24 protein-coding genes are annotated in these 24231 nt (G+C 66.4%); 4 read left to right on the top strand and 20 right to left on the bottom strand.

From position 1 onward, the window contains the following. Positions 1-189 precede the first annotated feature (189 nt). The 4 genes from ACZ9YD_RS02405 to ACZ9YD_RS02420 form a co-directional block, all read right to left on the bottom strand. Positions 190-372, bottom strand: coding sequence for a hypothetical protein (locus tag ACZ9YD_RS02405; RefSeq protein WP_465073543.1), 183 nt, complete (start codon positions 370-372; stop codon positions 190-192). 116 nt (positions 373-488) lie between these two features. Continuing rightward, on the bottom strand, positions 489-794 hold the full coding sequence (locus tag ACZ9YD_RS02410; protein ID WP_465073544.1) for a UBP-type zinc finger domain-containing protein: 306 nt from the start codon (positions 792-794) through the stop codon (positions 489-491). Continuing rightward, a complete protein-coding gene (locus ACZ9YD_RS02415; protein WP_465073545.1) occupies positions 794-2503 on the bottom strand; it encodes an FAD-dependent oxidoreductase in 1710 nt (569 codons plus the stop codon). The genes ACZ9YD_RS02410 and ACZ9YD_RS02415 overlap by 1 nt, the downstream gene beginning before the upstream one ends. Positions 2504-2570: 67 nt before the next feature. Further along, positions 2571-3497 carry a LysR family transcriptional regulator gene (locus ACZ9YD_RS02420; RefSeq protein ID WP_465073546.1) on the bottom strand — a complete coding sequence of 309 codons (927 nt, stop codon included), beginning with the start codon at positions 3495-3497 and terminating at the stop codon, positions 2571-2573. 118 nt (positions 3498-3615) lie between these two features. Here ACZ9YD_RS02420 and ACZ9YD_RS02425 point away from each other — a divergent pair, with 118 nt between their 5' ends. Further along, complete coding sequence (locus ACZ9YD_RS02425) at positions 3616-4020, top strand: RidA family protein (protein ID WP_465073547.1); 405 nt, start codon at positions 3616-3618, stop codon at positions 4018-4020. A 196-nt stretch (positions 4021-4216) separates the two neighbouring features. Here ACZ9YD_RS02425 and ACZ9YD_RS02430 read toward each other — a convergent pair whose 3' ends face one another. The 3 genes from ACZ9YD_RS02430 to ACZ9YD_RS02440 all read right to left on the bottom strand — a co-directional run bounded on the left by ACZ9YD_RS02430 (position 4217) and on the right by ACZ9YD_RS02440 (position 7365). Then, positions 4217-5635, bottom strand: coding sequence for a PQQ-dependent sugar dehydrogenase (locus ACZ9YD_RS02430; RefSeq protein ID WP_465073548.1), 1419 nt, complete (start codon positions 5633-5635; stop codon positions 4217-4219). Next, a complete protein-coding gene (locus ACZ9YD_RS02435; protein WP_465073549.1) occupies positions 5632-6072 on the bottom strand; it encodes a DUF2231 domain-containing protein in 441 nt (146 codons plus the stop codon). The genes ACZ9YD_RS02430 and ACZ9YD_RS02435 overlap by 4 nt, the downstream gene beginning before the upstream one ends. A 537-nt stretch (positions 6073-6609) precedes the next feature. Beyond that, on the bottom strand, positions 6610-7365 hold the full coding sequence (locus tag ACZ9YD_RS02440) for an SDR family NAD(P)-dependent oxidoreductase (protein ID WP_465073550.1): 756 nt from the start codon (positions 7363-7365) through the stop codon (positions 6610-6612). Between the two features lie 143 nt (positions 7366-7508). On the opposite strand from ACZ9YD_RS02440, the gene ACZ9YD_RS02445 reads away from it, so the two are divergent. After that, positions 7509-8381, top strand: coding sequence for an AraC family transcriptional regulator (locus ACZ9YD_RS02445; RefSeq protein WP_465073551.1), 873 nt, complete (start codon positions 7509-7511; stop codon positions 8379-8381). Between the two features lie 57 nt (positions 8382-8438). Here the strand turns inward: ACZ9YD_RS02445 and ACZ9YD_RS02450 are convergent, their stop codons facing one another. The 12 genes from ACZ9YD_RS02450 to rlmE form a co-directional block, all read right to left on the bottom strand. Next, a complete protein-coding gene (locus tag ACZ9YD_RS02450) occupies positions 8439-9104 on the bottom strand; it encodes an H-NS histone family protein (protein WP_465073552.1) in 666 nt (221 codons plus the stop codon). Positions 9105-9336: 232 nt separating this feature from the next. Continuing rightward, a complete protein-coding gene (locus tag ACZ9YD_RS02455) occupies positions 9337-10629 on the bottom strand; it encodes an adenylosuccinate synthase (protein WP_465073553.1) in 1293 nt (430 codons plus the stop codon). Between the two features lie 781 nt (positions 10630-11410). After that, positions 11411-11596, bottom strand: coding sequence for a DUF2065 domain-containing protein (locus tag ACZ9YD_RS02460; protein ID WP_465073554.1), 186 nt, complete (start codon positions 11594-11596; stop codon positions 11411-11413). Positions 11597-11609: 13 nt separating this feature from the next. Then, on the bottom strand, positions 11610-12473 hold the full coding sequence (hflC, locus tag ACZ9YD_RS02465; RefSeq protein ID WP_465073555.1) for a protease modulator HflC: 864 nt from the start codon (positions 12471-12473) through the stop codon (positions 11610-11612). Continuing rightward, a complete protein-coding gene (hflK, locus tag ACZ9YD_RS02470) occupies positions 12470-13666 on the bottom strand; it encodes an FtsH protease activity modulator HflK (RefSeq protein WP_465073556.1) in 1197 nt (398 codons plus the stop codon). The genes hflC and hflK overlap by 4 nt, the downstream gene beginning before the upstream one ends. A gap of 188 nt (positions 13667-13854) precedes the next feature. After that, positions 13855-15174: a ribosome rescue GTPase HflX gene (gene hflX / locus ACZ9YD_RS02475; RefSeq protein ID WP_465073557.1), complete on the bottom strand. Its 1320-nt coding sequence runs from the start codon at positions 15172-15174 to the stop codon at positions 13855-13857. A gap of 18 nt (positions 15175-15192) precedes the next feature. Next, complete coding sequence (gene hfq / locus ACZ9YD_RS02480; RefSeq protein ID WP_465073558.1) at positions 15193-15474, bottom strand: RNA chaperone Hfq; 282 nt, start codon at positions 15472-15474, stop codon at positions 15193-15195. A 231-nt stretch (positions 15475-15705) separates the two neighbouring features. Continuing rightward, positions 15706-16647: a tRNA (adenosine(37)-N6)-dimethylallyltransferase MiaA gene (gene miaA / locus ACZ9YD_RS02485; protein ID WP_465073559.1), complete on the bottom strand. Its 942-nt coding sequence runs from the start codon at positions 16645-16647 to the stop codon at positions 15706-15708. A gap of 32 nt (positions 16648-16679) precedes the next feature. Continuing rightward, positions 16680-18191, bottom strand: a complete 1512-nt coding sequence (putP, locus tag ACZ9YD_RS02490) for a sodium/proline symporter PutP (protein WP_465073560.1) — start codon at positions 18189-18191, stop codon at positions 16680-16682. 124 nt (positions 18192-18315) lie between these two features. After that, positions 18316-19215, bottom strand: a complete 900-nt coding sequence (folP, locus tag ACZ9YD_RS02495) for a dihydropteroate synthase (RefSeq protein ID WP_465073561.1) — start codon at positions 19213-19215, stop codon at positions 18316-18318. Positions 19216-19775: 560 nt separating this feature from the next. After that, positions 19776-21701: an ATP-dependent zinc metalloprotease FtsH gene (ftsH, locus tag ACZ9YD_RS02500; RefSeq protein WP_465073562.1), complete on the bottom strand. Its 1926-nt coding sequence runs from the start codon at positions 21699-21701 to the stop codon at positions 19776-19778. Between the two features lie 54 nt (positions 21702-21755). Next, complete coding sequence (gene rlmE / locus ACZ9YD_RS02505; protein ID WP_465073563.1) at positions 21756-22388, bottom strand: 23S rRNA (uridine(2552)-2'-O)-methyltransferase RlmE; 633 nt, start codon at positions 22386-22388, stop codon at positions 21756-21758. 81 nt (positions 22389-22469) lie between these two features. On the opposite strand from rlmE, the gene yhbY reads away from it, so the two are divergent. Both yhbY and ACZ9YD_RS02515 read left to right on the top strand, forming a co-directional pair. After that, positions 22470-22775, top strand: a complete 306-nt coding sequence (gene yhbY, locus ACZ9YD_RS02510; protein ID WP_465073564.1) for a ribosome assembly RNA-binding protein YhbY — start codon at positions 22470-22472, stop codon at positions 22773-22775. A gap of 18 nt (positions 22776-22793) precedes the next feature. After that, positions 22794-23183, top strand: coding sequence for an Mth938-like domain-containing protein (locus ACZ9YD_RS02515; protein ID WP_465073565.1), 390 nt, complete (start codon positions 22794-22796; stop codon positions 23181-23183). 6 nt (positions 23184-23189) lie between these two features. On the opposite strand, the gene ACZ9YD_RS02520 is transcribed toward ACZ9YD_RS02515, so the two are convergent. Next, positions 23190-24086 carry a hypothetical protein gene (locus ACZ9YD_RS02520; protein ID WP_465073566.1) on the bottom strand — a complete coding sequence of 299 codons (897 nt, stop codon included), beginning with the start codon at positions 24084-24086 and terminating at the stop codon, positions 23190-23192. Positions 24087-24231: the final 145 nt, after the last annotated feature.

A 24231-nucleotide genomic window follows, 5' to 3' on the forward strand; every position in this document is an offset into this window, starting at 1 on the left:
GAGGGAGAGGTGCTCAGGTCTCTTCGGAGATGCGAATCAGCTGCTCTCGAGAAAGTGCCGACTCTAGGCTCCTCTCATCTGCGCAGATTCTTAGCCCCTCTCCCTTTGGGAGAGGGGTTGGGGTGAGGGCGATGCTCGCAGCGAACACCGCCGCCCTCACCCGATGCGCTGCACGCGCATTCGGCCGAATCACGCGCCCGCCAACCCGCCCCCTGCATGTTCCGGCAACGCATTCTCGTCATGCGAATCCGGATCATCGAAGTCATCGACCTCGCTGGCGATGTCTGCCTTCGGATTCGGCGTCGGGTCGCGCGGCGGCGAGTCCGGTTTCTCCGGGGCGTCGTGCTGCGACACGTCTTCCTGTCGCGTCATCCCAATGTCCTTGTTGAAAAAAGGTCCGTACTGCGACCTCGTGAAAACGGGATGCGCGTATCAGGCCGGTCATGGCGCTGGTCTAGCGCACACAGTCCGCGACGCGCCGCCCAGCGTCAGACATACCGCGGAATCGGCCCACGCTGCGGCGTCTGGTCCGGCAGATCCACTTCCACCTCGTCCACGAAACACCAGCCCCAGCCTTCCGGCGGGTCGTAGCCTTCGATGATCGGGTGGCCGGTCGCGTGGTAGTGCGCGGTGGCATGGCGATTGGGCGAATCGTCGCAGCAGCCGACATGTCCGCATGTGCGACACAGGCGCAGATGCACCCAGGGGCTGTCGATCGCGAGACAGTCCTCGCAGCCGCGTGCGCTCGGCACGACGGTGGCGATGGTGTCGAGGTGGGGGCAGGTGTCGGCCATCAGGCGGTCGCCTTCGCTTGGGTGTCGGATCGCGCAGCCTCATCGGCAGCGGCCAGATACTGGTGGATCTGCGCGACCACGGCAGCGCCCTCGCCCACCGCCGCCGCGACACGTTTCACTGAACCCGCGCGCACGTCGCCGATCGCGAAGACTCCGGGGCGATCGGTCTGCAGCGATGTCGAACGTCCCGGCCCTGCGCCATCCACGCCGGTCGTCACGAAGCCCGCGTGGTCCAGTGCGATGCAATCGGTCAACCACGCGGTGTTGGGATCGGCGCCGACGAACAGGAACACATGACGCAGATCGCAATGATGGGTGAGGCCAGAGTCGCGATCGCGATAGGTGCCACCAACCAGTCCGCGCTCGCGATCCCCCTCAAGCGCGATCAGCTCGGTGCGCGTGTGCAGCACCACGTTCGGCAAGGCCTTGATGCGATCGATCAGATAGCGCGACATCGAAGCTTCGAGTCCGGCGCCGCGTACGACGAGGTGCAGCGTCTTCACTTTCGGCGCCAGAAACACAACCGCCTGCCCTGCCGAATTGCCGCCGCCGATCAACGCGACTTCCTCGCCTTCGCACAGCCGCGCCTCGACCGGCGACGCCCAGTACGACACGCCCCCGCCTTCGAACAGCGCGAGATTCTCGATGTCCGGACGCCGATAGCGCGCGCCCGACGCGATGACCACGGTCCGTGCGCGCACCACATCGCCCGATGTCAGATGCAGCGAATGTGCCGCTGGCGCGTCGGCCGCGCCGCCATCGCCTGCGCAGGCCAATGTCGCGACCTCCAGCGGAATCGCGAGTTCGGCGCCGAACTTGAGCGCCTGGTTGTAGGCGCGGCCGGCGAGCGCCTGGCCGGAGATGCCGGTCGGGAAGCCGAGGTAGTTCTCGATCCGCGCCGACGCGCCGGCCTGCCCGCCGATCGCGCGTTGGTCGAGCACGATCACCGACAGTCCTTCCGACGCCGCGTACACCGCGGCCGCGAGCCCCGCCGGTCCGGCGCCGACGATCGCCACGTCATGCAGCGCATCGGGATCGAGTTCCGGCGTCATGCCCAGACACGTCGCGGCTTCCGCAGTGCCAGGCCGTTTGAGCACCGTGCCGTTCGGACAGATCATCAAGGGCAGGTCGCCGGGCTGGATGCCGAGCCGCTCGACGATGTCCCGGCCTTCGTCGCTGTCGGCATCGATCAGCGTATTCGGATAGCCGTTGCGGGTGAGGAAGCCCTGCAGACCGTTTACATGCGCGTCGCCCGGCCAACCGACCAGCACCGAACCGGCGGCATCGCTTTCGATCAATCCGACGCGACGCAGGATCAAGGCCCGCATGACGATCTCGCCCAACTCGGCCGCACCCACCACCAGCGCGCGCAGGTGCGCGGCATCGATCGGCACCGCGGTGCAGCCGGTTTCGGCCGCCTGCCCCGCAGCCAGCGAAGCGCGGCCTGCGAGCTGGCTCACCTCGCCGGTGAACTGCCCCGCACCCTGCGTGGTGATCGGTTTCTCGTGGCCCAGCCCGTCGCGGCGTACGACATCGATCGCGCCCTCGAGCACCAGCCACACCGGCGCGTCGCGATCGCCGACATCGAACAGCACTTCGCCGGCCACGCAGGTGCGCGGTGGACCGCTGGCGAACCGGCGCGCGGTTGCGATCTGGGCGGCATCCAGCACCGGGAACATCTGGTGACGACGATCGTCGGCAAGCGCCATGGGCGGGGTCCGGGAGAGACGCCTGCATCATGCACCCGCAATGCGGCAGCGCGTCGCGCATACCTGTCTAACCGGGCGGTGGCCGGATCACCGGCGCATGCACCTCCATCAGTTCGATGATCCAGTCGATGAACACCCGGAGCTTGGCGCTGACGTGGCGGTTCGGCGGAAACGCGATATGCATCGGCATCGGATCGAGCGCCCAGTCCTCGAACAGCGCCACCAGCTCGCCGCTTGCCGCGTGCGGTGTGGCCATGTACGTCGGCAGCCACAGCACGCCCATCCCGGCGAGGCCGGCCGCGAGATAGGCATTGCCGTCATCGAGTGCCACCACGTAGCGCCCTTGCGCCTGCACGCGTTCGTCGCCGCGGCGCATCGCGTACGGCAACGGTTTGCCGGTGCGCGCCCACAGGAAGCCGACGATGCGGTGATGCGAGTCCTCCAGCTCGCGCGGATGCGCAGGCGTGCCCATGCGCTGCAGATAGGCCGGCGACGCGTGCACGCCCAGTTGCAGATCACCGACATGCCGGGCGATCAGCGACTGGTCGGTGATCGTGCCGCCGCGCACCACGCAATCCACGTTCTCGCCGATCAGGTCCACGCGCCGGTCGCTGACACCCAGATCCAGCTGGATATCCGGGTAGCGGAAATGAAAATCAGGCAACGCCGGCGTCAGGATCATCCGGGCGAACGGGCTGGGCACGTCGACACGCAATCGCCCACGCGGCGCGGCGGCCGCGCTCGACAGGCTGGTTTCGGCATCTTCGATGTCGGCCAGCAGACGCACCACGCGTTCGTAGTACGCCGCGCCATCGGCGGTCACGTTGACCTGGCGCGTCGTGCGGTTGAGCAGTTTCACCCGCAGCCGCGCCTCCAGCTGTTGCACCAGCTGCGTCACCGTGGTCCGACTCATGTGCAGCGTCTCAGCGGCCTTGGTGAAGCTGCCGGCTTCCACCACGCGCGCGAACGCCTGCATCGCATCGAAACGGTCCATCGGCGATCCAGCTGCGGAGATTGTTCGGATTCTACGAACAATGCTGCGCAGCGCTGCGTGTTTATCGCGTGGGCCTGCGTCCGCAGACTATGGGTCATCACACGCACAGGAGAGTCCCATGGCAACTCGTGACGCTGTCTTCCCCGCCGGCCGCCATGCGCTGTACGACAAGCACCGCTATTCGCCGGCCATCCGTTCCGATGGATTTCTGTTCGTCGCCGGTCAGGTCGGCAGCCGCGAAGACGGCTCACCCGAACCGGCGTTCGACCAGCAGGTGCGCCGCGCCTTCGACAACCTCAACGCCGTGCTCGCTGCGGCGGGGGCCACGTTCGACGACGTGGTCGACGTGACGTTCTTCATCGTCGATCCCGCGAACCGCTTCGAACGGGCCTGGGAGATCGTGCCGGAGTACTGGGGCGAGGCGCCGTTTCCGACCGCGACGGTGGTGGGCGTGACCTGGCTGGCCGGGTTCGATTTCGAGATCAAGGTGGTGGCGAAGTTGCCGGCGGGTGCAGCCGGCTGAGCGTGAGAGGCATGTGTCGTCCACCAAGTGGCGCGGCGCGACCCGAACGCGGTGCAGGCAAACACAACCCGTCACGTCACCCCGGCCTGCGTCGGCCTGACACGCAAGCAAGGCGTGTCTTCATGCAACGCAAGCCGGTCTCCAAAAACAAAGGGCCCTTGCGGGCCCTTTGTCATTCACAGCCTGCCAAACGCACTCAGCCCGCTGGCGTCGTTCCGGTTGCAGCCGGTGCAGCTGCCGGCGCAGCCGTGGCCTCCGTCGGCACCGGCGTGGCCGGTGCAGGCGCACCCGGTGCGCCACCCGTCGGCGTAATGCGCCAGATGGTGTTGGCCAGATCATCCGCGACCAGCAGCGCGCCGCGCGGATCGACAGCCACGCCGACCGGGCGACCACGTGCCTTGCCGTCATCGCCAAGGAAGCCAGTGGCGAAGTCGATCATCTCGCCTGCCGGCTTGCCATTACGGAACGGCACGAACGACACCTTGTAGCCCACCGGCGGATCACGGTTCCAGCTGCCGTGCTGTCCGACGAACACGCCGTTCGCGAACTGCGCGCCCATTGCCGGGCCCGAGAACGCGACGCCGAGCGCTGCCACGTGCGAGCCCAGCGCAAAGTCCGGCGCGATCGCGGACGCGACCTTCTCCGGGTTCTGCGGACGCACGCGTTCGTCAACGTTCTGGCCCCAGTAGCTGTACGGCCAACCGTAGAAGCCGCCCGGACGCACGCTGGTCAGATAGTCCGGCACCAACTCGCCTCCGATCTCGTCACGCTCGTTGACCACCGCCCACAGCTGGTCCATGCCCGGCTGCATCGCCAGCGCCGTCGGATTGCGCAGGCCGGTGGCGAACACGCGATGGAAGCCTGTCTGCGCGTCCACCTGCCAGACCATCGCGCGGCTTTCTTCGACTGCTTGGCCGCGTTCGGTGATGTTGCTGTCAGAGCCGATACCGACGAACAGATAGCGTCCGTCCGCACTGATGGTCAGCGACTTGGTCCAGTGGTGATTGATCGCGCCGGGGAGCTTGGTGACTTCTTCCGGCGCGCCTGCCGCGTTCACCGCGCCCGGCGTGTACGGGAAGCGCAGCAACGTGTCCTGCGTGGCCACATAGATTGAATCGTTGCCGAACGCCAGACCGTAGGGCGCGTCGAGATTCTCGGCGAACACCGAGCGTCCCTCGTAGGTGCCATCGCCATCGCCGTCACGCAGCAGAGTCAGCCGGTTGCCGCTCTCGACCTGCGTGTTGCCGCGGGCCTTGATGACGCCGGCGATGATGTCCTTAGGCGTGAGCTTCGGTGCGCGGCCGCCGCGGCCTTCGGCGACCAGGATGTCGCCATTGGGCAGCACCAGCATCTGGCGCGGGATCAGCAGGTTGTCGGCGATCGGCGCGATCTCGTAGCCCTCGGGCACCGTCGGCATCTGATCGCCCCACTCGGCCGGCAGCGAAATCTTAAGCGTCGGAAACAGGCCGCGCTGCGGCTTGGGCAGATCCGGTGACGGGCCGCGATAGGTGTCGTCCGGCGTACCGCCGCAGGCGGCGAGTGCAAGTGCCAGCGCAGGCACAAGGGCACGCGTCAACAGCGCGGACTTCGAACGCTTGGCGTGAAGACGGTTCATGGCAGCACCTCCCGGCGACGCAAGGTGCCGCCCAGCGCGAACCACAGGCTCGCGCCGATCGACACGACGCACAGCACCGACCACACCAGCGCCTGCGGCATCTTCTGCCAGGCGTCCATGGCGTGCACAAGCGAATTGACGAAGCCGAGCACACAGGTCAGCGCCAGCACACCCACATAGATGAAACGGTTTCGCGTGCGCGCCGTCGGGGTGATCAACGACACCAGCGCCCAGACCAGCCCGATGACCGCGAACACCATCGCCCCGACCAGCAGCCAGGAGGCGAAGTTGGTCCACTGGATCTCATAGGACCGCGCGTAGGCGATATCGGAAAGCAAGGCGCCGAGGAACAGCGGGAATGCACTGCTGACGAGCAACAGGTGCAAGGGATTCAGCGGCCGGTACGGCTGCGTCACGAGTACGGGGTGTGTGTCCATCGGAGGTCTCGTAGAAGGCGGGGCCGCGTCACGCCAGACGATCCGCGGTGCACGGGACACAGTCGTACATTCGAGCGCAAGGCGTGGTGAATGCGTCGGGTGGGACGTACGTGGATCTGGGATTGATCCCTGCGACGCCACGCCCGGCTCACCCTGCCGACGCTCGCAATCGTCCCCCTGCGCGCCTGGAGTCATCGCTCTCCAGCGCGCGCGGGTTGGGTGGGCGGCGAAGTACCAGAGCCCAGGCCGATGTCGTGCACATCAACCCGAGTTCTGCGCTTTCGATCGCACTGACACATTGACAGGCCATGCGCCTCCCTCACCCCACCCCTCTCCCGGCGGGAGAGGGGCGCCCGAGCACGTGGGCACACGCAGGGTGCCGTGCGAGCCAGCGGTGCCAGCCCAGCTGCACCGAGCAGAGCGCGACGCGCGAATGAGATGCAGCGCGCGTCCTCTTCAGTCCCGCTGCCGCTTCGAGAGAAACTTGGCCGAGGACTGCTTCCCGCATCAAAAGCGAACTGAAGTGCGACGCTCAGCTCAGATCGCCTGGCCGCCGGACACTTCGATCCGCTGTGCGTTGACCCACCGGTTCGCATCCCCCAACAACGCCGCGATCATCGGTCCGATGTCATCCGCCACGCCCACCCGCCCCAGCGCCGTGATGCCCGCGAGCTGCGCGTTGATCTGCGCGTTGTCGCGCACGGCGCCACCACCGAAATCGGTTTCGATCGCACCCGGCGCAACCGTGTTCACCGCAATGCCGCGCGCGCCGAATTCCTTGGCCATGTAGAGGCTCAGCGTTTCCACGGCCGCCTTGGTTGCGGCGTACGCCGCGTAGCCCGGATACGCGAAGCGCGTGAGTCCGGTCGAGATGTTGACGATGCGTCCGCCATCATTGATCAGCGGCAGCAGCGCCTGGGTCAGGAAGAACACGCCCTTGAAGTGCACATCCACAAGCAGGTCGAACTGCGCGACGGTGGTGTCGGCGATCGGCGCGGTGTCGCCATGGCCGGCGTTGTTGACGAGGTGATCGAAGGCCTGGCGCTGCCAGGTCTCGCGCAGCGCGTTGCGCAACTGCTCGACGAACGCGGGAAACGCTTCGACATCGCCGGTATCGAGCTGCAATGTCACCGCCTTGCGGCCTAGCGCTTCGATTTCGGTGACGACCGCCTGCGCTTCGTCGGCATTGCTGCGATACGTCAGTACGACGTCGCCGCCATTGCGCGCGACGGCAAGTGCGGTGTTGCGGCCGAGGCCGCGGCTACCGCCGGTGATGAGGGCAATCCGGGTCATGGAACACTCCTGATGAGGTGGTGGGAAGGACCACGCACAGACTGCGCCGTTCATCGCGCGACGCGTTGCCGGAACCTGCACCACCCTTGCCCATTCCTGCCACGACCCACCCACGAGCGGCGCCCGGACGCTACGATTCGGCCATGTCCACATTGCCCGATGCTGTCCGCCGCCACGCCGACGCCCATGTCGGCGCCGATGGCCTGGCGCCCTCGCCCATCCCCGGCCTGATGGCGGTACGCGCGCTCGCACCCAGCGATCTCATGCACGACGTGCAGCGCCCGCTGCTGTGTCTGGTGCAGCAGGGCGGCAAGCGCGTCACCTTCGGCGCCCGCGCATTCGACTTCGCAGCCGGCCACGCGCTGCTGATCACCGCCGACATTCCCACCGTGAGCCAGATCACCCACGCCAGCGCCGCGGCGCCCTACTACTCGCTGGTGCTCGAACTCGACCCGGCCGTGATCACCGACCTCGTCGCGCAGATGGGTCCGCCGCCCGCGGACGATCCAGGCCCGGTGCGCGTGCATCCCATCGAGCCCGAAGTCGCCGATGCCGCGCTGCGCCTCATGCAGCTGATCGAGCAGCCCGATGCCCTGCCCGTACTGCAGGCCCAGCGCATCCGGGAGTTGCACTACTGGCTGCTCGCCGGCCAGCATGGCCACGCGATCCGCAGACTGGGTTGGCCCGACGGCCACGTGCAGCGCATCACCCGCGCAGTCAAGCTGTTGCGCCGCGACTACGCCCGGCCGCTGCCCGTCGAAGCGCTTGCCGACGAGGCCGGCATGAGCGCGTCCGCGTTCCATCGGCACTTCAAGTCGATCACCTCGCTGTCGCCGCTGCAGTTCCAGAAACGCTTGCGCCTGATCGAGGCGCGCCGGCTGATGCAGTCGCAGGGAATGGCGGCAAGCAGCGCCGCGTACGCCGTGGGCTACGAAAGCGTGCCGCACTTCACCCGCGAATACGGCCGCATGTTCGGCCGCCCGCCCGCCGCGGATGCCCGCGCCGCGCGGGTCTGACACGACGTATCGCAGCCGGGCGCAGGCGTCGCGGAAATCCCGCGGGCCGCCTGCTGGCTAGCCCTGCTTGAAAACAGATCTCTGCCCGATCGTGCTGCTCTTTTTCGCAGTGGGCCTTCCCAGTCCAGGGATGAGGAAATCCGCAGCGCTGCGACCGCGCTTGGTCTTCTCGGCAAGCCAGCGTGGCATGCGTCCGCGACCCGACCAGGTATTGCGCTTGTTCTCCGGATCGCGATACTTCGCCGCCACCTTGGCGAGCTTCTTTCGTTTGGTCGGCTTCCTGACAGCCTCCGCGGTCGGCTCGACGTCGAAGAGTTCCTCGATCGCATAGCCGTGCGCAGCAGCGGCGTCGATCAACGCCTTGCGGACGAGAGCGGGTGACCGGCGGCTCGCCAGTGTGATCTTCCGTTGCTCGGCGGCGTTCACCAGCGCATCGAGCTCGCGGAGGCTGAGCTTCTCGATATCCATCTTCATTGCGTTACGCGTCACTTCAAGCCTGCTGGGCGTCTGGCGCCTTCGAACCGCACCGTAGCCTGCAGCGTAGACCACTTCGAGGCGCGTGCGTCGCAATGTCCAAGACGCCTGCGCGCCGAGCTGGACACGCCCGTCCACGCTGCGCCGCATCCCGGAGAACACTGCCGGCTGGCCCTGATCGAAATCACTGCATGGCGGCAGCAGGCCGAGGCTTCTGAAAAAGAACCGGCTTCTGAAGCCAGCGCTCAAGTCCCCCGGAATAGTGCATCACCGCCTCCGGCTCACAGAGTCCGTCACGTTGCATGGCGTTTGGGCAGCGACTGCATGCCCGGTTCGCAGAGCGTAGAGACGGCGAGGTCTCACAGCCCGGCAAGTCAGCAGGCGCTTGCCGTCATCCCGTCGATGGCTGAAATTCTTGCGCGGCTGCACCCAGAAAAAACCCCGCTTGCGCGGGGTTTTTCGTGTGCGGCAGTCACTTGGATCAGGCGAACGGATCCTGCAGCACCATCGTGTGCGCACGGTCCGGGCCGGTGCTGACGATGCTGATCGGGCAGCCGGCCAGTTCTTCCAGCGCCCGTAGGTAGGCGCGGGCGGCGGCGGGCAGCTTGTCCCACTCGGTGATGCCGTGGGTGGTTTCTTCCCAGCCCGGGAATTCGAGGTAGACGGGCGTGCACTCGTCCCAGCCGGCGGCGTCGAGAGGTGCGTACTCGGTGCGCTTGCCGCGGTATTCGTACGCGATGCAGATCTTCAGCGTCTTCATGCCGTCGAGCACATCAAGCTTGGTGATGCACAGGCCCGAGATACCGTTGATGGCGACGGCGCGCTTGAGCGCGACGATATCCATCCAGCCGCAGCGACGCGGACGACCGGTGGAGGCGCCGTATTCCTGGCCGCGGTCGCGGATGCCCTGACCGATCTCGTCGTCGAGTTCGGTCGGGAACGGACCACCGCCGACGCGCGTTGCATACGCCTTGGCGATGCCGAGCACGTAGTCGATCGCGTCCGCGCCGACGCCCGCGCCGGCCAGTGCGCCACCGACGGTGGTGTTGGAACTGGTGACGTAGGGATAGGTGCCGTGGTCGATGTCGAGCAGTGCGCCCTGCGCGCCTTCGAACAGCACGCGCTTGCCCTGCTTGCGCAGGTCGTGAAGGATGCCGGCCACGTCGGACTTCATCGGCTCGACGTAGTCGCCGAACGCGAGTGCTTCGTCGTAGGTTTTCTGGAAGTCGATCGCGTCGCCGCCGAGATACTTGGTCAGCACGAAGTTGTGATAGTCGAGCGCGGTACGCAGCAGCTCTTCGAGCTGCTTGGGGTAATGCAGGTCGGCGACACGGATGCCGCGACGCGCCACCTTGTCTTCGTATGCCGGGCCGATGCCACGGCCGGTGGTGCCGATGGCCTTGCCGCCGGCGGCCTTTTCGCGGGCCTGATCGAGGGCGATGTGGTACGGCATGATCAGCGGCGTGGCCGGGCTGATCTTCAGCCGCGAACGCACTTCGACGCCGGCGGCTTCGAGCTCGCCGATTTCCTTGATCAACGCGGCCGGGCTCAGCACGACACCGTTGCCGATCAGGCACAGCGCGTCGTCGCGCAGGATGCCGGAGGGAATGAGGTGGAGAACGGTCTTCTTGCCACCGATCACCAGCGTATGGCCGGCGTTGTGCCCGCCCTGGAAGCGCACGACGGCGCCGATGTCCTGCGTGAGGAGGTCGACGATCTTGCCCTTGCCCTCGTCGCCCCACTGTGCGCCGATCACCACCACTGACTGACCCATCTTGATGACTCCTGTTACGTTGCGGCCATCGGGGCCGCAGGAAGGGACCGGCCAGCCTTGCACGGTGATTGGCCGCTCCATCGGGGAGACGGCCGCCTTGCAGTGCCAGACACGGAAAAAGCCGGCAGTCCACTCATGCGAGATGGCCCGTCCGGCTTTTCCGCATTATCCGGATAACCGGTGACGAGGGCCACCTGTTTCTAAGGCGTGTTCATGGGGGGTCGGGGGGGGTGTCGGGAGCGCCCAGGCTCTTACTCGACGCGCGTTGCGCGCAGGCCTCTCGCAATGGAGACGCGCTGGCTCGATCCGTTTGTGTGGGGATCTCGATGGCCGGCTCGCCGTGATTAAGCATGACTCGCATGGCTTGGCTTAGAGCCCCTCTCCCCCTGGGAGAGGGGTTGGGGTGAGGGCTGATGCTCGCAGCAAAGCTTGATGCCGAACGCGCGTCAAACAAGGCAGCGATAGGCTTCGCCGCGCTTCGTCCATCTGCCGACACAACTCAGGAGAAAGCCCCGGCCCTCACCCGACGCGCATTGCGCGTCGGCCTCTCCCGGAGGGAGAGGCGCCGGGTCAATGCGTGTGTGGCGATCTCGATGGCCGGGCAGCCACGTGCGACCTCAATAGCCGGCTCGTCGCGCCTGAGAGTGAAGCCATGTAGTCACGCTTTTGAGCCCCTCTCCCCTTGGGAGAGGCGCTGGGGTGAGGGCAAGCTCGCGGAAACGCTTGAGGTTCGGTGATCCGCTTCTTCCAACCTCAACCGACAGACATCAATCCGCCTCCATCAACCGCGCACGAAATACAGCGCGATCAATCCCGCCGCCAGCACGCCTGCGCCAATACGGCGCAGGGTGGTGATGGGCATCGTGAGCATCTGTTCGGCGTTGCGCTTCCAGAAGCCGGGGATCGCGAACAGGATCAGACCTTCGATCACACACACCAGGCACAACGCCGCCCACAGATCCGACATCAGGCCCAGGCCATCAACGGTCGCTGCGCATGTATTGCAGGAACGGGTCGTCGCGTTCGAGCACGATCACGCTGTCGCCCTTCTGGAACGAGGCGCGATACGCCTCGAGGCTGCGCTGGAACGCGTAGAACGCCGGATCACGGTTCGCGGCGTTGCCGTAGATTCGGGTCGCTTCGGCGTCGCCTTCACCGCGCAAGGTCTGCGCGTCGCGCTCGGCTTCGGCGAGGATCACCGTCTGCTCGCGATCGGCCTGGCCGCGGATCGCGCGGGCGCGTTCCTCACCTTCGGCGCGCAGTCGCGTGGCCACTTCCTGGCGCTCGGCGCGCATGCGGTTGTAGACCTGCTGGATCACCTGGCTGTCGGTCGGCAGATCGATCTGCTTCAAACGGATGTCGATGATGCGCATGCCCAGCGACTTCGCGGCTTCATTGATACCCGGCAACTGGCGCTCGACGAACTCCGAGCGGTTGCCCGACACCAGTTCCGTCAGCGTGCTGGCGTTGATCTCGTTACGCAGCGAGTTCTTGATGATCGGCTCGAGGCGCAGATTGGCATCGGACTCGTTGCCGGACGTGGCGCGGTAGAACGCGGCGACGTCGCTGATAGCGACGATGGCCACGAAGTCCACGCTGACGTCCTTGCGCTCGGAGGTCAGCGAGCGCTCGGGTGAGAACGCGCTGGCGTTGAAGCGGCGATCGAACACGCGCGCCGATTCGATCAGCGGCACCTTGAAGTGCAGGCCCGGACCGATGTCGGTACGCGCCACGCGGCCGAGGTTGAGCACCAGGGCCACCTGGCCTTCGCGGACCACGTACACCGAGCCCATCAGGCCCAGCAGCACGATGATGATCAGCGGAATGACGAAGTTCAGTCTCATCGGGTGGCTCCTTCACGCGACGGGCGCGGCAGGGTGCGCGCGGGTGCCGCCGGGGTCGCGTTGCTGTTGCTGTTGCCGCTGTTGCGCGTGGCCTCGACGGCCGGCGACAGCACTTCCGGCGGAATCAGCGAGGGAGCGGCCTGTCCGCCCGCGCCCTGCCCGGCCATCGGCACGTAGATCAGCTGGCGGCCATCGCCACCCACGACCACGCGGTTCTCGGCCAGCACGCTCTGCACCGTTTCCAGCCACAGACGCTTGCGGGTCACGTCCTGCGCACCGGCGTAGGCATCGACCAGCAGCGAGAAGCGGGTCGCGTCACCGGTGGCGCGTGCGATCTCGGCGGTCTTGTAGCCTTCGGCCTGCGAGCGGACACGCTCGGATTCACCGCGCGCCTCGGGCACGATCTTCGCCGCGTAAGCGCCGGCTTCCTTGACCAGCTGCTCATTCATCTGCTGCGCGCTATTGACGGCGTCGAACGCGTCCTTGACCTCTTCCGGCGGACGCGCGTCCTGCAGGTTGAGTTCGTTGACGAACAGGCCGGTGCGGTAGCTGTCGAGCGAGGCTTGCAGCGAGGTCTGGGCAGCGGTCGAGATCGGACCACGCGCGTTGAGCGCGGCGTCCAGATTCACCCGGCCGATCTGCTCACGAACGGCGCTGAGCGCGGTCTGCTCCAGCATCTCGCGGGCGTTGCGGGTGCCGAACAGATACTGCGTGGCATCGCCGACGCGGTACTGCACGTTGAACGACACGATGACGATGTTCTCGTCGCGGGTCAGCACCGGCACGGTGTTGCTGAAGGACTGCACCGTCGTCGCGTCGACCTTGGTCACGCGCTCGACCGGCCACGGCAGCTTGAAGTTCGGACCCGGCTGCATGACGCGGGCGACCTGGCCGAAGCGGAGGACCACGCCGCGCTGGGTTTCACCCACCAGCACGAAACAGTTGAGCAGCAGCACGATGACCACGACGACCGCGATCCAGCGCAGCGGATTGCCGCCACCGAATCCACCGCCGAAGAGCCCGCGGAACTGGTCGAGGATGCGGTCGAAACCACCGCCACCACCACCACGTCCTCCACGACCACCACCGCCGGTACGGCGTGGCGGCCACGGATTGCGCTCGCCCTTGTCTCCGGAATCCTTGCGGTCCGGAGAATCGTTGTCCTTGTTGTTGCCGGGAATGTTCCAGGCCATGCCTGCTCCAGTTCTGGGCGCGCAGCCTGCGTCGGCGGCGGCGCGGGGGTCGCATAGTCTAACCGGCTCGCGCCTGTCGCAGGCCACGCACCGGAGGTCATGCCGGGATTCCCGTGGCCGCGGCCCTGATCGCGAAATGGCATCCACTGGAAGCCGAATCGCGGGCAGACACGCACCCACCGGACCTATCAGATGGTGTCGTCCTCGTCCGGAGGCAAGAGCGCGCGCAAGGGTTCGCCATCGGGCTGCGACGCCAGACGCGCGGCGTCCGCATGGGCGAGGTCCACTTGGAGCAGCCAGCCGGACTCGTCGACGGTTTCCTCGCGCACGCCTTCCAGCGCATGCAGGCGGGCGTGCAGGCGACCGGACTCGGGCGGCAGACGCACCTCGCCGGTCACCCGGCGGATGCCGAGCCGACGTGCGAGCGCCTGCGACAGCAGATCGAGACCGAGCCCATCGCGCGCCGAAATCCACACGCTCTCGCGCACGGCGTCATCGGCCAGCGCATTCGGATCCTGGTCGTAGCGCGGCGTCGCGCCTTCGACGCGGTCGATCTTGTTGAACACCAGCAACTGCGGCAGATCGCCGGCGCCGATTTCACCCAGCACGGCATCGACCTGGGCGATGCGCTCGTTCCGCAGCGGATCGGCGGCATCGATGATGTGCAGCAGCAGGTCGGCCTCGCGCGCTTCGCTCAACGTGGAGCGGAACGCGGCGACGAGCTCATGCGGCAGATCGCGGACGAAGCCGACGGTATCGGCGAGCACGATGCTGCCGCCGGACAGATCGACGCGGCGCACGGTCGGATCGAGCGTGGCGAACAACTGATCGGCCGCGTAGGCATCGGCGCCGGTCAGCGTATTGAACAACGTGGACTTGCCGGCATTGGTGTAGCCGACCAGCGCCACGCGCGGCAGCTCGCTGCGCACGCGCGCACGGCGCATCTGGGTGCGCTGCACTTCCACCTTGTCGAGGCGCGCCTGCAACTGTTCGAGCCGTTTCTGCAACAGACGACGGTCGGTTTCAAGCTGGGTTTCACCCGGGCCGCGCAGGCCGATCGAACCACCGCGCTGACGTTCCAGATGGGTCCAGCCGCGGACCAGGCGCGTGGCCATGTGCCGCAGCTGCGCCAACTCGACCTGCAGCTTGCCTTCATGGCTGCGGGCGCGCTGGGCGAAGATGTCGAGGATGAGGCCGGTGCGGTCGACGACGCGGCGCTCGAGGAATTTCTCGAGGTTGCGTTCCTGGCCCGGGCTGAGCCGATGATTGACCAGCACCAGATCGGCGCCGGTCGCATCGGCCGCAGCCTTGACCTCGTCGAGCTTGCCGCTGCCGAACAGCGTGGCGGCATTGGGCTTGTCGATGCGGGCGGGGATGACCGCGGCGACGCGGGCACCGGCCGAGCGGGCAAGTTCCGAAAATTCTTCCAGCGCGCCTTCGTCGGCGGGGCCATGCGAATGCGGCTGGATCAGCAGCGCGTTTTCACCCTTGCGGGAGCGTTCGAACAAGTGGGTTCACACCTCGGGTCAGTCGGTCGTTTCGGGCGTCTCGTCATCGCCCTCGCCCTCACCGGACTGGACGAACCCGCCACCCGGCGCCACGCGCACATTGCGGGCCGGCACCACGGTCGAGATCGCGTGCTTGTAGACCATCTGGCTCACGGTGTTGCGCAGCAGCACCACAAACTGGTCGAACGATTCGATCGTGCCCTGCAGTTTGATGCCATTGACGAGGTAAATCGAGACGGGCACGCGCTCGCGGCGCAGTGCGTTCAGGAAAGGATCCTGCAAGGATTGCCCCTTGGACATGGTGTTTCCCCAGCGTAGTTGTTGTTCTGATGACCTGTTGGCCGGGTCGCCACCCGCTCCCCGGATGACGACCGGCCGATGTTACACAACCGCGATGCCGTCCGTGCGGGATCGCATGGGGGAATGCTGTGCGCAATCGGGGATTCGTGACACTGGTGCGTTGATACGGTGTCGCGCGACCTGGCGGCTTCCGCCCTCCCGTACACGGGGTCAGGCTTGAACCGGCGCCCCTCATCTCAGGAACGCAGCGACTTCCGCATCCAGCGCATCACGCTGCGTCGCGGGATCGAACCAACGCGCCCCACCCCGTCCGCGCAGCCAGGTGAACTGGCGCTTCGCCAGTTGCCGGGTCGCGGCGATCCCGCGCTCGCGGAAGTCTTCGGCTGTGCCCTGCCCGTCCAGAAACTCCCAGACCTGGCGATACCCCACCGCGCGGATCGCCGGCAGCTCCAACGGCGTCGGGTGCACCTGCAACTGCGGCAATGCGCGCAGTGCACGCACCTCGTCGAGAAAGCCGGCAGCGAGCATCGCATCGAACCGGGTGGCGATGCGCGCATGCAGGGTGGCGCGCTCGGGGGGCGCGATCGCGAGTGACAGCACCTGCGCGGGGAACGGTGGCGATTCGGACGGGCGCTTCTGCCACTCGCTGATCGCGATGCCGGTCAGGCGATGCACTTCGAGCGCCCGCTGGATGCGTTGCGCATCGCCAGGTTTGATGCGCGCGGCGGCGTCGGGATCGAGCGTCGCCAGACGCGCATGCAGTGCGGGCCAACCAATTTCGGCAGCCTCGGCGGTGATCGCGGCACGCGTGTCGGTGTTGGCTTCAGGCATCGGTGACAGGCCATCGAGCAAGGCCGCGAAATACAGGCCGGTGCCGCCGGCGAGAATCGGCACGCGGCCACGCGACAGGATGTCCTCGACCGCGGCGCGTGCGTCGTGCGCGAACTCGGCCGCGGAATACGTCTGCCAGGGGTCGCGCAGATCGAGCAGGTGATGCGGCGCGCGCGCGCGCTCTGTGGCGTCGGGCTTGGCCGCGCCGATCTCGAGCCCCCGATACACCAGCGCCGAATCGACACTGACGATCTCGCCGCCGAACCGTTCCGCCCAGTCCAGCGCGAGCGCGGTCTTGCCCGAGGCGGTCGGCCCCATCAGCGCGATGGCGCGTGGCCGCATGCCGGGCACGCTCACACCGTTCTCGCCATGGCTCAGTAACCAGTCTCGCGCAGCGACAGACGCACCTGCTCGTGGCGCGCCTGCACCTGCTGCGAGGGCGCCTTGCCAAGCAGGCTGACGACGATGATCGCAAGCGTGGCGATCACGAAGCCGGGCACGATTTCGTACAGCGCCGAACCCATCTGCTCGACGGCGACCTGCTTCCAGGCCACCACGGTCACCGCGCCCAGCACCATGCCCGCCAGCGCGCCGTTGCGGGTCATGCGCTGCCAGAACAACGACAGCAGCACGACCGGCCCGAACGCAGCACCGAAGCCTGCCCATGCATACGAAACGAGCCCCAACACGCGACTGTCGGGGTCGCGCGCCAGCCACAGCGCGACCAGCGCGACCAGCAGCACGCTGCCACGGCCGACCCAGACCAGCTCACGCTGGCTCGCATCGTTGCGGAAGAAGCCGCGATAGAAGTCTTCCGACAGCACGCTCGAACACACGATCAACTGGCTCGACAGCGTGCTCATTACCGCGGCGAGGATCGCCGACAGGATCACGCCCGCGACCCATGGGTTGAACAGCAGGTCGACCAGGGTGATGAACACCCGCTCGGCATTCGCATCGACCGGGCCGACCTGCTCGGGATGCTGCTGGAAATACGCGATGCCCAGGATACCCACCGTCAGCGAACCCAGCAGGCACAGGATCATCCAGGCCATGCCAATCCGGCGCGCGGCGGGAATTGTCCGCACGCTGCCCGCCGCCATGAAGCGCGCCAGGATGTGCGGCTGGCCGAAGTAACCAAGCGCCCAGGCCAGCAGCGAGACGACGCCGATCAGGCCGAGCTCGCCGCCACGCGTCCACGACAGCTTGGTCGCATCGACGCTGGCAATCAGATCCATGCTGGACTCGAAGCCGCCGGTGGTCATGTAGACAATGACCGGCGTGAGCAGCAGCGCGAACAGCATCAGCGTGCCTTGCGCGACATCGGTCCAGCTGACCGCGAGAAATCCGCCGATCAGGGTGTAGAGGATGGTCACCGCCGCGCCCCACCAGATCGCCTGCGCATACGGCAGACCGAATACGCTTTCGAACAGGCGTGCGCCGGCGACCACACCGGATGCGCAGTAGACCGCGAAGAACACCAGGATCACCACCGCGGAGAACACGCGCAGCAAACGGCTGCGATCCTCGAAGCGATGCGTGAAGAAGTCGGGCAGCGTCAGCGCATTGCCGGTACGTTCGGTGTACACGCGCAGCGGACCGGCCACGAACCGCCAGTTGAGATAAGCGCCACCGATCAGGCCGATCGCGATCCAGGCTTCCGACACACCGCCCAGGTACAGCGCGCCGGGCAGGCCCATCAGCAGCCAGCCACTCATGTCGGATGCGCCGGCCGACAGGGCGGTCACGCCCGGACCCAGCTTGCGACCGCCCAGGATGTAGTCGTCGAAATTCTTGGTCGAGCGCCAGGCCACGACACCAATCAGCACCATGCAGACGAGATAGACCACGAAGGTCACGATCAGCGGCGTACTGGCAGTCATCATCGAATAGTCCCCTCCTGAAACGACGGACCGCCCGGAAGGGCGGCACGAAATGAAGACAACAGGTTAACGCATCGCCGTCAGACCGGCCCGCCAAGCGCGCGGCCGCCGGCCCCGGACCAGCCGCTCAGGCGTCGTCGGGCCAACGGATCGTGGGCTTCGGCGTCGCCGCGCGCGGCTTTGGCACCCCATCCACTGCAAGCCAGATCTTCAATGCATCGACGGTCTCTGCGACATCATGCACACGCAGGATGCGTGCGCCGTTCTGGGCAGCAATCAGGTGCGCGGCCACGGAACCGGCCGCACGTTCGGCCGCCACATCGCGACCCGTCAGTTCGCCAATGCTGCGCTTGCGCGACAGACCCGCGAGCACCGGGACGCCGAGCTCGGTGAACCGTCCGAGCTGCGCAAGCAACGCCACGTTGTGCGCAGTGGTCTTGCCGAACCCGAAACCCGGATCGACGACGATGCGCTTCTTGTCGATGCCGGCCATCTCGGCGGAAAAGATCCGCTCGGCGAGAAACCGGTGCACCTCACCGACGACATCGTCGTATCCCGGCGCATTCTGCATGCCGCGTGGTTCGCCGAGCATGTGCATCAGCACCACAGGCACACCGAGCGATGCAGCCGCTTCGAGCGCGCCCTCGCGTCGCAGCCCGTAGACATCGTTGATCAGGCCTGCGCCCGCGGCGACCGCGGCGCGCATGACCTCGGGCTTATACGTGTCGATGCTGATCGGCAGCGAGGTGCGCGCAACGAGTCCTTCGATCACCGGTACAACGCGTTGCAGCTCATCTTCGACCGACACTTGGTCCGCGCCGGGGCGTGTGGATTCTCCGCCGATGTCGAGGATGTCGGCGCCTGCCACTGCCAGTTTCATCCCGTGCGCAATGGCGGCCTCGGTGCTGTCGTACGCGCCCCCATCGGAAAACGAATCGGGGGTCACGTTGACGATGCCCATCACACGCGGTCGGTCCAATCGCAAGACTCGGCCGTTGCAGTCGAGTTGCGGCGCGGTATCGAACATCAGTGATCTCCCATGTGATCGTGGTTATTACGCGTCCCTGGCGACGACGCAGGCCGAATCCGCGTTCCAGCGCGACCGCGCGCGTGCCGAACGCCGACCGTTGGACAAGGCTGTCGAGGATGCTCGGCGCCGGATCCGGCAGGTCGGCGCCTTATTGCGAAACGTCAACACAGACTCTGGCGAGTCGTCATCGGCATCGCAAGCGCTGTGGCGCCAGGGGCGTCGCTTCTGCGCGACCGAGGAACCGCAGCGCATCGGCCTGCACGAGTCGCTGCCGCCCTCGCGTGGATGTCGCGCCGCACGCAGCGAGCGAAACCGGTGATTCGAACCCTTATGCAACAGGTCCGCATCACACGATGCATCCGCACACGCGAGCTCGGAGGCCGGGGCGGCAATGTGATGTGCGAGTATCCGGCCCTCGACGTCCATGCATGACCGGTTGCGAGAACGAAGGATGTCCCGCGACGACCACCACTGGGCGGCACACCGCGGTTCCTTTGAATCGCATGCAAAAGAAAGGCCGGGATCGCGCCCGGCCTGTCTTCGAAATTCTGCTGCGATCAGGCCTGTTCGGCCGGACCCCCGATCGGCGGCTGCAGCGGGCGGTTGCCGCCCTTGTCGCCGCTGTCGTCGTTCTTGTTCGCGTTCGCCTTGCCCCAGCCCATCGGCGGGGGCGGATCGCGGCCTTCCATGATCGCGTCGATCTGCGGCACGTCGATGGTTTCGTATTCGAGCAGCAGCTTCGACATCGCGTGCAGCTTGTCGATGTTCGCCGTCAGCAGCTCGGTCGTGCGCTCGTAGGCCTTGTCGAGGATCGTGCGCACGACTTCGTCGATTCGACGCGCCGTGTCGTCGGACACCGACTTGTGCTGGGTGACCGAACGGCCGAGGAACACTTCGTCGTCCTCTTCGCCGTAGGCGATCGGGCCGAGCTCGTCGGACAGGCCCCACTTGGTGACCATGTTGCGGGCCATCTTGGTCGCACGCTCGATATCGTTCGACGCGCCGGTGGTGACCTTGTCGCCGCCGAAGATCAGTTCCTCGGCGACGCGGCCGCCGTACAGCGAGCACAGCTGGGATTCGATCGCCACGCGATTCATCGAGTAGCGATCGCCTTCTGGCAGATACATCGTCACGCCAAGGGCGCGGCCGCGCGGAATGATCGTGACCTTGTAGACCGGATCGTGCTCGGGCACGAGACGGCCGACGATCGCGTGGCCGGCCTCGTGGTAGGCGGTCAGCGTCTTCTCATCCTCGCTCATCGCCATCGAACGGCGCTCGGCGCCCATCAGGATCTTGTCGCGGGCACGGTCGAAGTGGTCCATGCGGACCTCCTTGCCGTTCTCGCGCGCAGCGAACAGCGCCGCCTCGTTGACGAGGTTCGCGAGGTCCGCACCCGAGAAACCGGGCGTGCCGCGGGCGACGACGAGCGGCTGCACGTCTTCGTCCAGCGGCACCTTGCGCATGTGCACCTTGAGGATCTGCTCGCGGCCCTTGACGTCCGGCAGACCCACGACGACCTGACGGTCGAAACGGCCCGGACGCAGCAGCGCGGGGTCGAGCACGTCGGGACGGTTGGTCGCGGCGACGACAATCACGCCCTCGCCACCCTCGAAGCCATCCATCTCGACCAGCAACTGGTTGAGCGTCTGCTCGCGCTCGTCATGACCGCCGCCGAGACCGGCGCCGCGATGACGGCCGACCGCATCGATTTCGTCGATGAAGATGATGCACGGCGCCTGCTTCTTGGCCTGCTCGAACATGTCGCGCACGCGGCTCGCACCGACGCCGACGAACATCTCGACGAAGTCCGAACCGGAGATGGAGAAGAACGGCACCTTGGCCTCGCCGGCGATCGCCTTGGCGAGCAGCGTCTTGCCGGTACCGGGCGGTCCGACCATCAGCACGCCGCGCGGAATCTTGCCGCCGAGCTTCTGGAAGCGCGAGGGATCGCGCAGGAACTCGACCAGCTCCGACACTTCCTCCTTGGCTTCGTCGCAACCGGCGACGTCGGCGAAGGTGATCTTAGTCTGCTCTTCATTGAGCAGCTTGGCGCGGGACTTGCCGAAGGACATCGCGCCCTTGCCGCCGCCCTGCTGCATCTGCCGCATCATGAAGAACCAGAAGCCGATGATCAGCGCGACCGGCAGCAGCTGGATCAAAATGTAACCCAGTGAAATCCCGCTCGACGGCGGTGCCTGGTCGATCGCGACGTTGTGGTTCATCAGGTCGTCGATCATGCGATCGTCGCGACGCGGGGCGATGACGGTACCGGTCTGGCCGCCCTTGCTCTGGAATGTGATCGTACGTTCGTCCTCGGCGATCTTCACCGAGCCGATCTGGTCTTTGCGGACCTGTTCCATGAACTGCGAGTACTGGACGTCCTGCCCGCCTGCGCCGGTTCTGGGGCTGAAGCTCTGGAAGATCACCATCAGTACGACGGCGACGACCACCCAGAGCAGCAGATTCTTGACCAGATCGTTCATGTTTCGGGGTTCTCGTGAAGAATGCGGTGGAGCGCTTGATGCATCGGGGTCATGCTACTTCATCGTCGCCAGCTTGCCCTGCGCCAGCGCATAGACTTCCGGCGAACGCTGCCGGGATGCGGCCGGCTTGCGGATCGACAGCTTTGTGTAACGGCGTCGCAGGCTGCGCACGTACTCGTCGAATTCAGTGCCCTGGAATAGCTTGATCAGGAAAGTGCCGCCCGTGCGCAGGTGGTTGTCCGCGAAATCCATCGCCAGTTCCGCCAGATGCATCGCACGGGGCTGGTCGACAGCGTCTATCCCACTCTTGTTGGGGGCCATGTCGGACAACACAAGGTCGACCTGCTGCCCACCCAATGTGGATTCGAGCGACGAGAGGACCGCATCCTCACGAAAATCTCCGTGAAGGAACTCCACGCCGGCTAGCGACGGCATGTCCAAGATGTCCAGCGCGATGACGCGACCGGAATCGCCCAGCGACTGACGGACCCATTGCGACCAGCCGCCGGGGGCGGCGCCCAGATCGACCACGACCATGCCCGGCTTGAGCAGACGGTCGCGCTCGACCAGTTCTTCGAGCTTGTAGGCGGCGCGCGAACGCAGACCTTCCTTCTGGGCCTTCTTGACGAAGGGATCGGCGAAATGTTCTTTCAGCCAACGCTGGCTGCTTTTGCTGCGGGAGGCCATCAAGGGCTCGTGTGCGGGACGGGGGCGTCCAGTGGCCATGATATCCTGCCGACCGCTTTCATTTCCCCGATCGGTTCATCCATGAGTAATGCCCTGACCGCTGCCCAGACCCGTTTTCTGCGCGGCCAGGCCCATGGCATCAAAGCCATGTTGCAGGTAGGCGGCAAAGGCATCACCGATGCCCTGGTCGCCGAAATCGACGCCGCGCTCGAGCATCACGAACTGATCAAGGTGAAGGTCGGCGCATCGGACCGCGAGGAGCGGGACGGGATGATCGCCGACCTCGCCGGACGCACCGGGTCTGAACTGGTACAGCGCATCGGCCACGTGGCCATTCTGTATCGCCAGAGCAAGGATCGTCGCCAGATCGTGCTGCCGCGGTCCTGACCGCACGACGGGCGCGATATGCAGCTCAACCTTGAATCCCCCGATTTCGACTACGTCCTGCGAGGCGCCGACGGGCGTCTGGCGCTGGTCAACGACCGCCGCCTGACCCGCAGCTTCATCGTCGCCCCCCGCAGCCTCGTTGAGGACTGGCCAGTGACTGATGTCCGCCATCTCGACGTCGACGCCCTCGCCCCGGTGCTGGCATTGGAGCCGGAAGTCGTGCTGCTCGGCACCGGTGAGACCCAGGGCTTTCCGCCGCCCGCGACCATGGCCGCGTGCCTGTCGCGCGGCATCGGCCTCGAAGCGATGACCAATGCCGCCGCGGCACGCACGTTCAATGTGCTGGCCGGTGAAGGGCGTCGGGTGGTGGCGGCATTCGTGCTGCTTGGCGACGCCGCGCCGGGCTGACTGGAGCTAGTCGTTCTCCTCGGAGAACGTAACCAGCGTGATGCGGCCTTCGAGCGGTTTCCGGGTCAGATCACCGGGGCCCAGCCATACGTATTCTTCCTCGTAGACACGCCGGGGCACGCGCATGATGCCGTCCGGCGTGATGCGGACATCGCCTGCCAGCCAGGGCGCGAGCATGCCGCGCGCATCGTCGTCGGCTTGCACCCGCAGACCGCGGACCTGCGCCGGCACACAACCGCGATCCACGTCACTCGCCTGCGGTTGCAAGGTTGCGAAGCACATCTGACGACCGTCGAAGGCGATCCGGAGACTGCCCCAGCCATACGGATTGGACCCGAACCAGGCGTGCGCCGGATCACGCACCACCACACGCGCCATTTCCCACGTGCCGAGCAGGGAATCCGCCGGCGGCTGTCGCGTTTCAGCATTGCGCGCGATCCCGTCATCGTCGAACGCCGCCGATCTGAAAAACGCGACCGAGCGCGGCTGCAATGTGCGATCGGCTGCCGCGACATCGCCCAGTTTGCAGAGCAGCATTCCGTCGCGACCATCGCGGCTCAACACCCGTTGGTCGGGTCCACGGTTCGTGAGCACTCCGAGCTGGCGGCCGGTGCGGTCGAGCACACGGATGTCGCCGCCACCGGATTCGAAGCGGCCGTACTCCGATCGCTCTGGTCCGGTCGCCTCCGCCGGGCGCCACTCCAGTACGCCATCCGGGTGGAACACGAGCTTGGCGTTTTCCACGCCGCGCGGATTCGTGTCTCTGAGGTCGAGTCGCATTGCACCGCATACCTGCCAGCTTCCAGCGATGCCTGCGACGTCGGCATCAGACGACGACGAAGCAAACGGTCCGTCGACGTGGGTCGACAGTGCGGCGACCAGCGCCAGGAGATATCCAGTCATCGGCCTGCACCTGCGATGCAATCGGGATCACCAGCATGCAGCGATGCGCTGGGCCTTGACCATTGCACCGGGGCTATAGCGCGTGTCGGAAAACGCAGCGAGGATCCGTCATTGGCTCCGGTACACGGACGCGTCTCAGAGGCGC

This window comes from Luteimonas sp. AC640a (assembly GCF_979256585.1).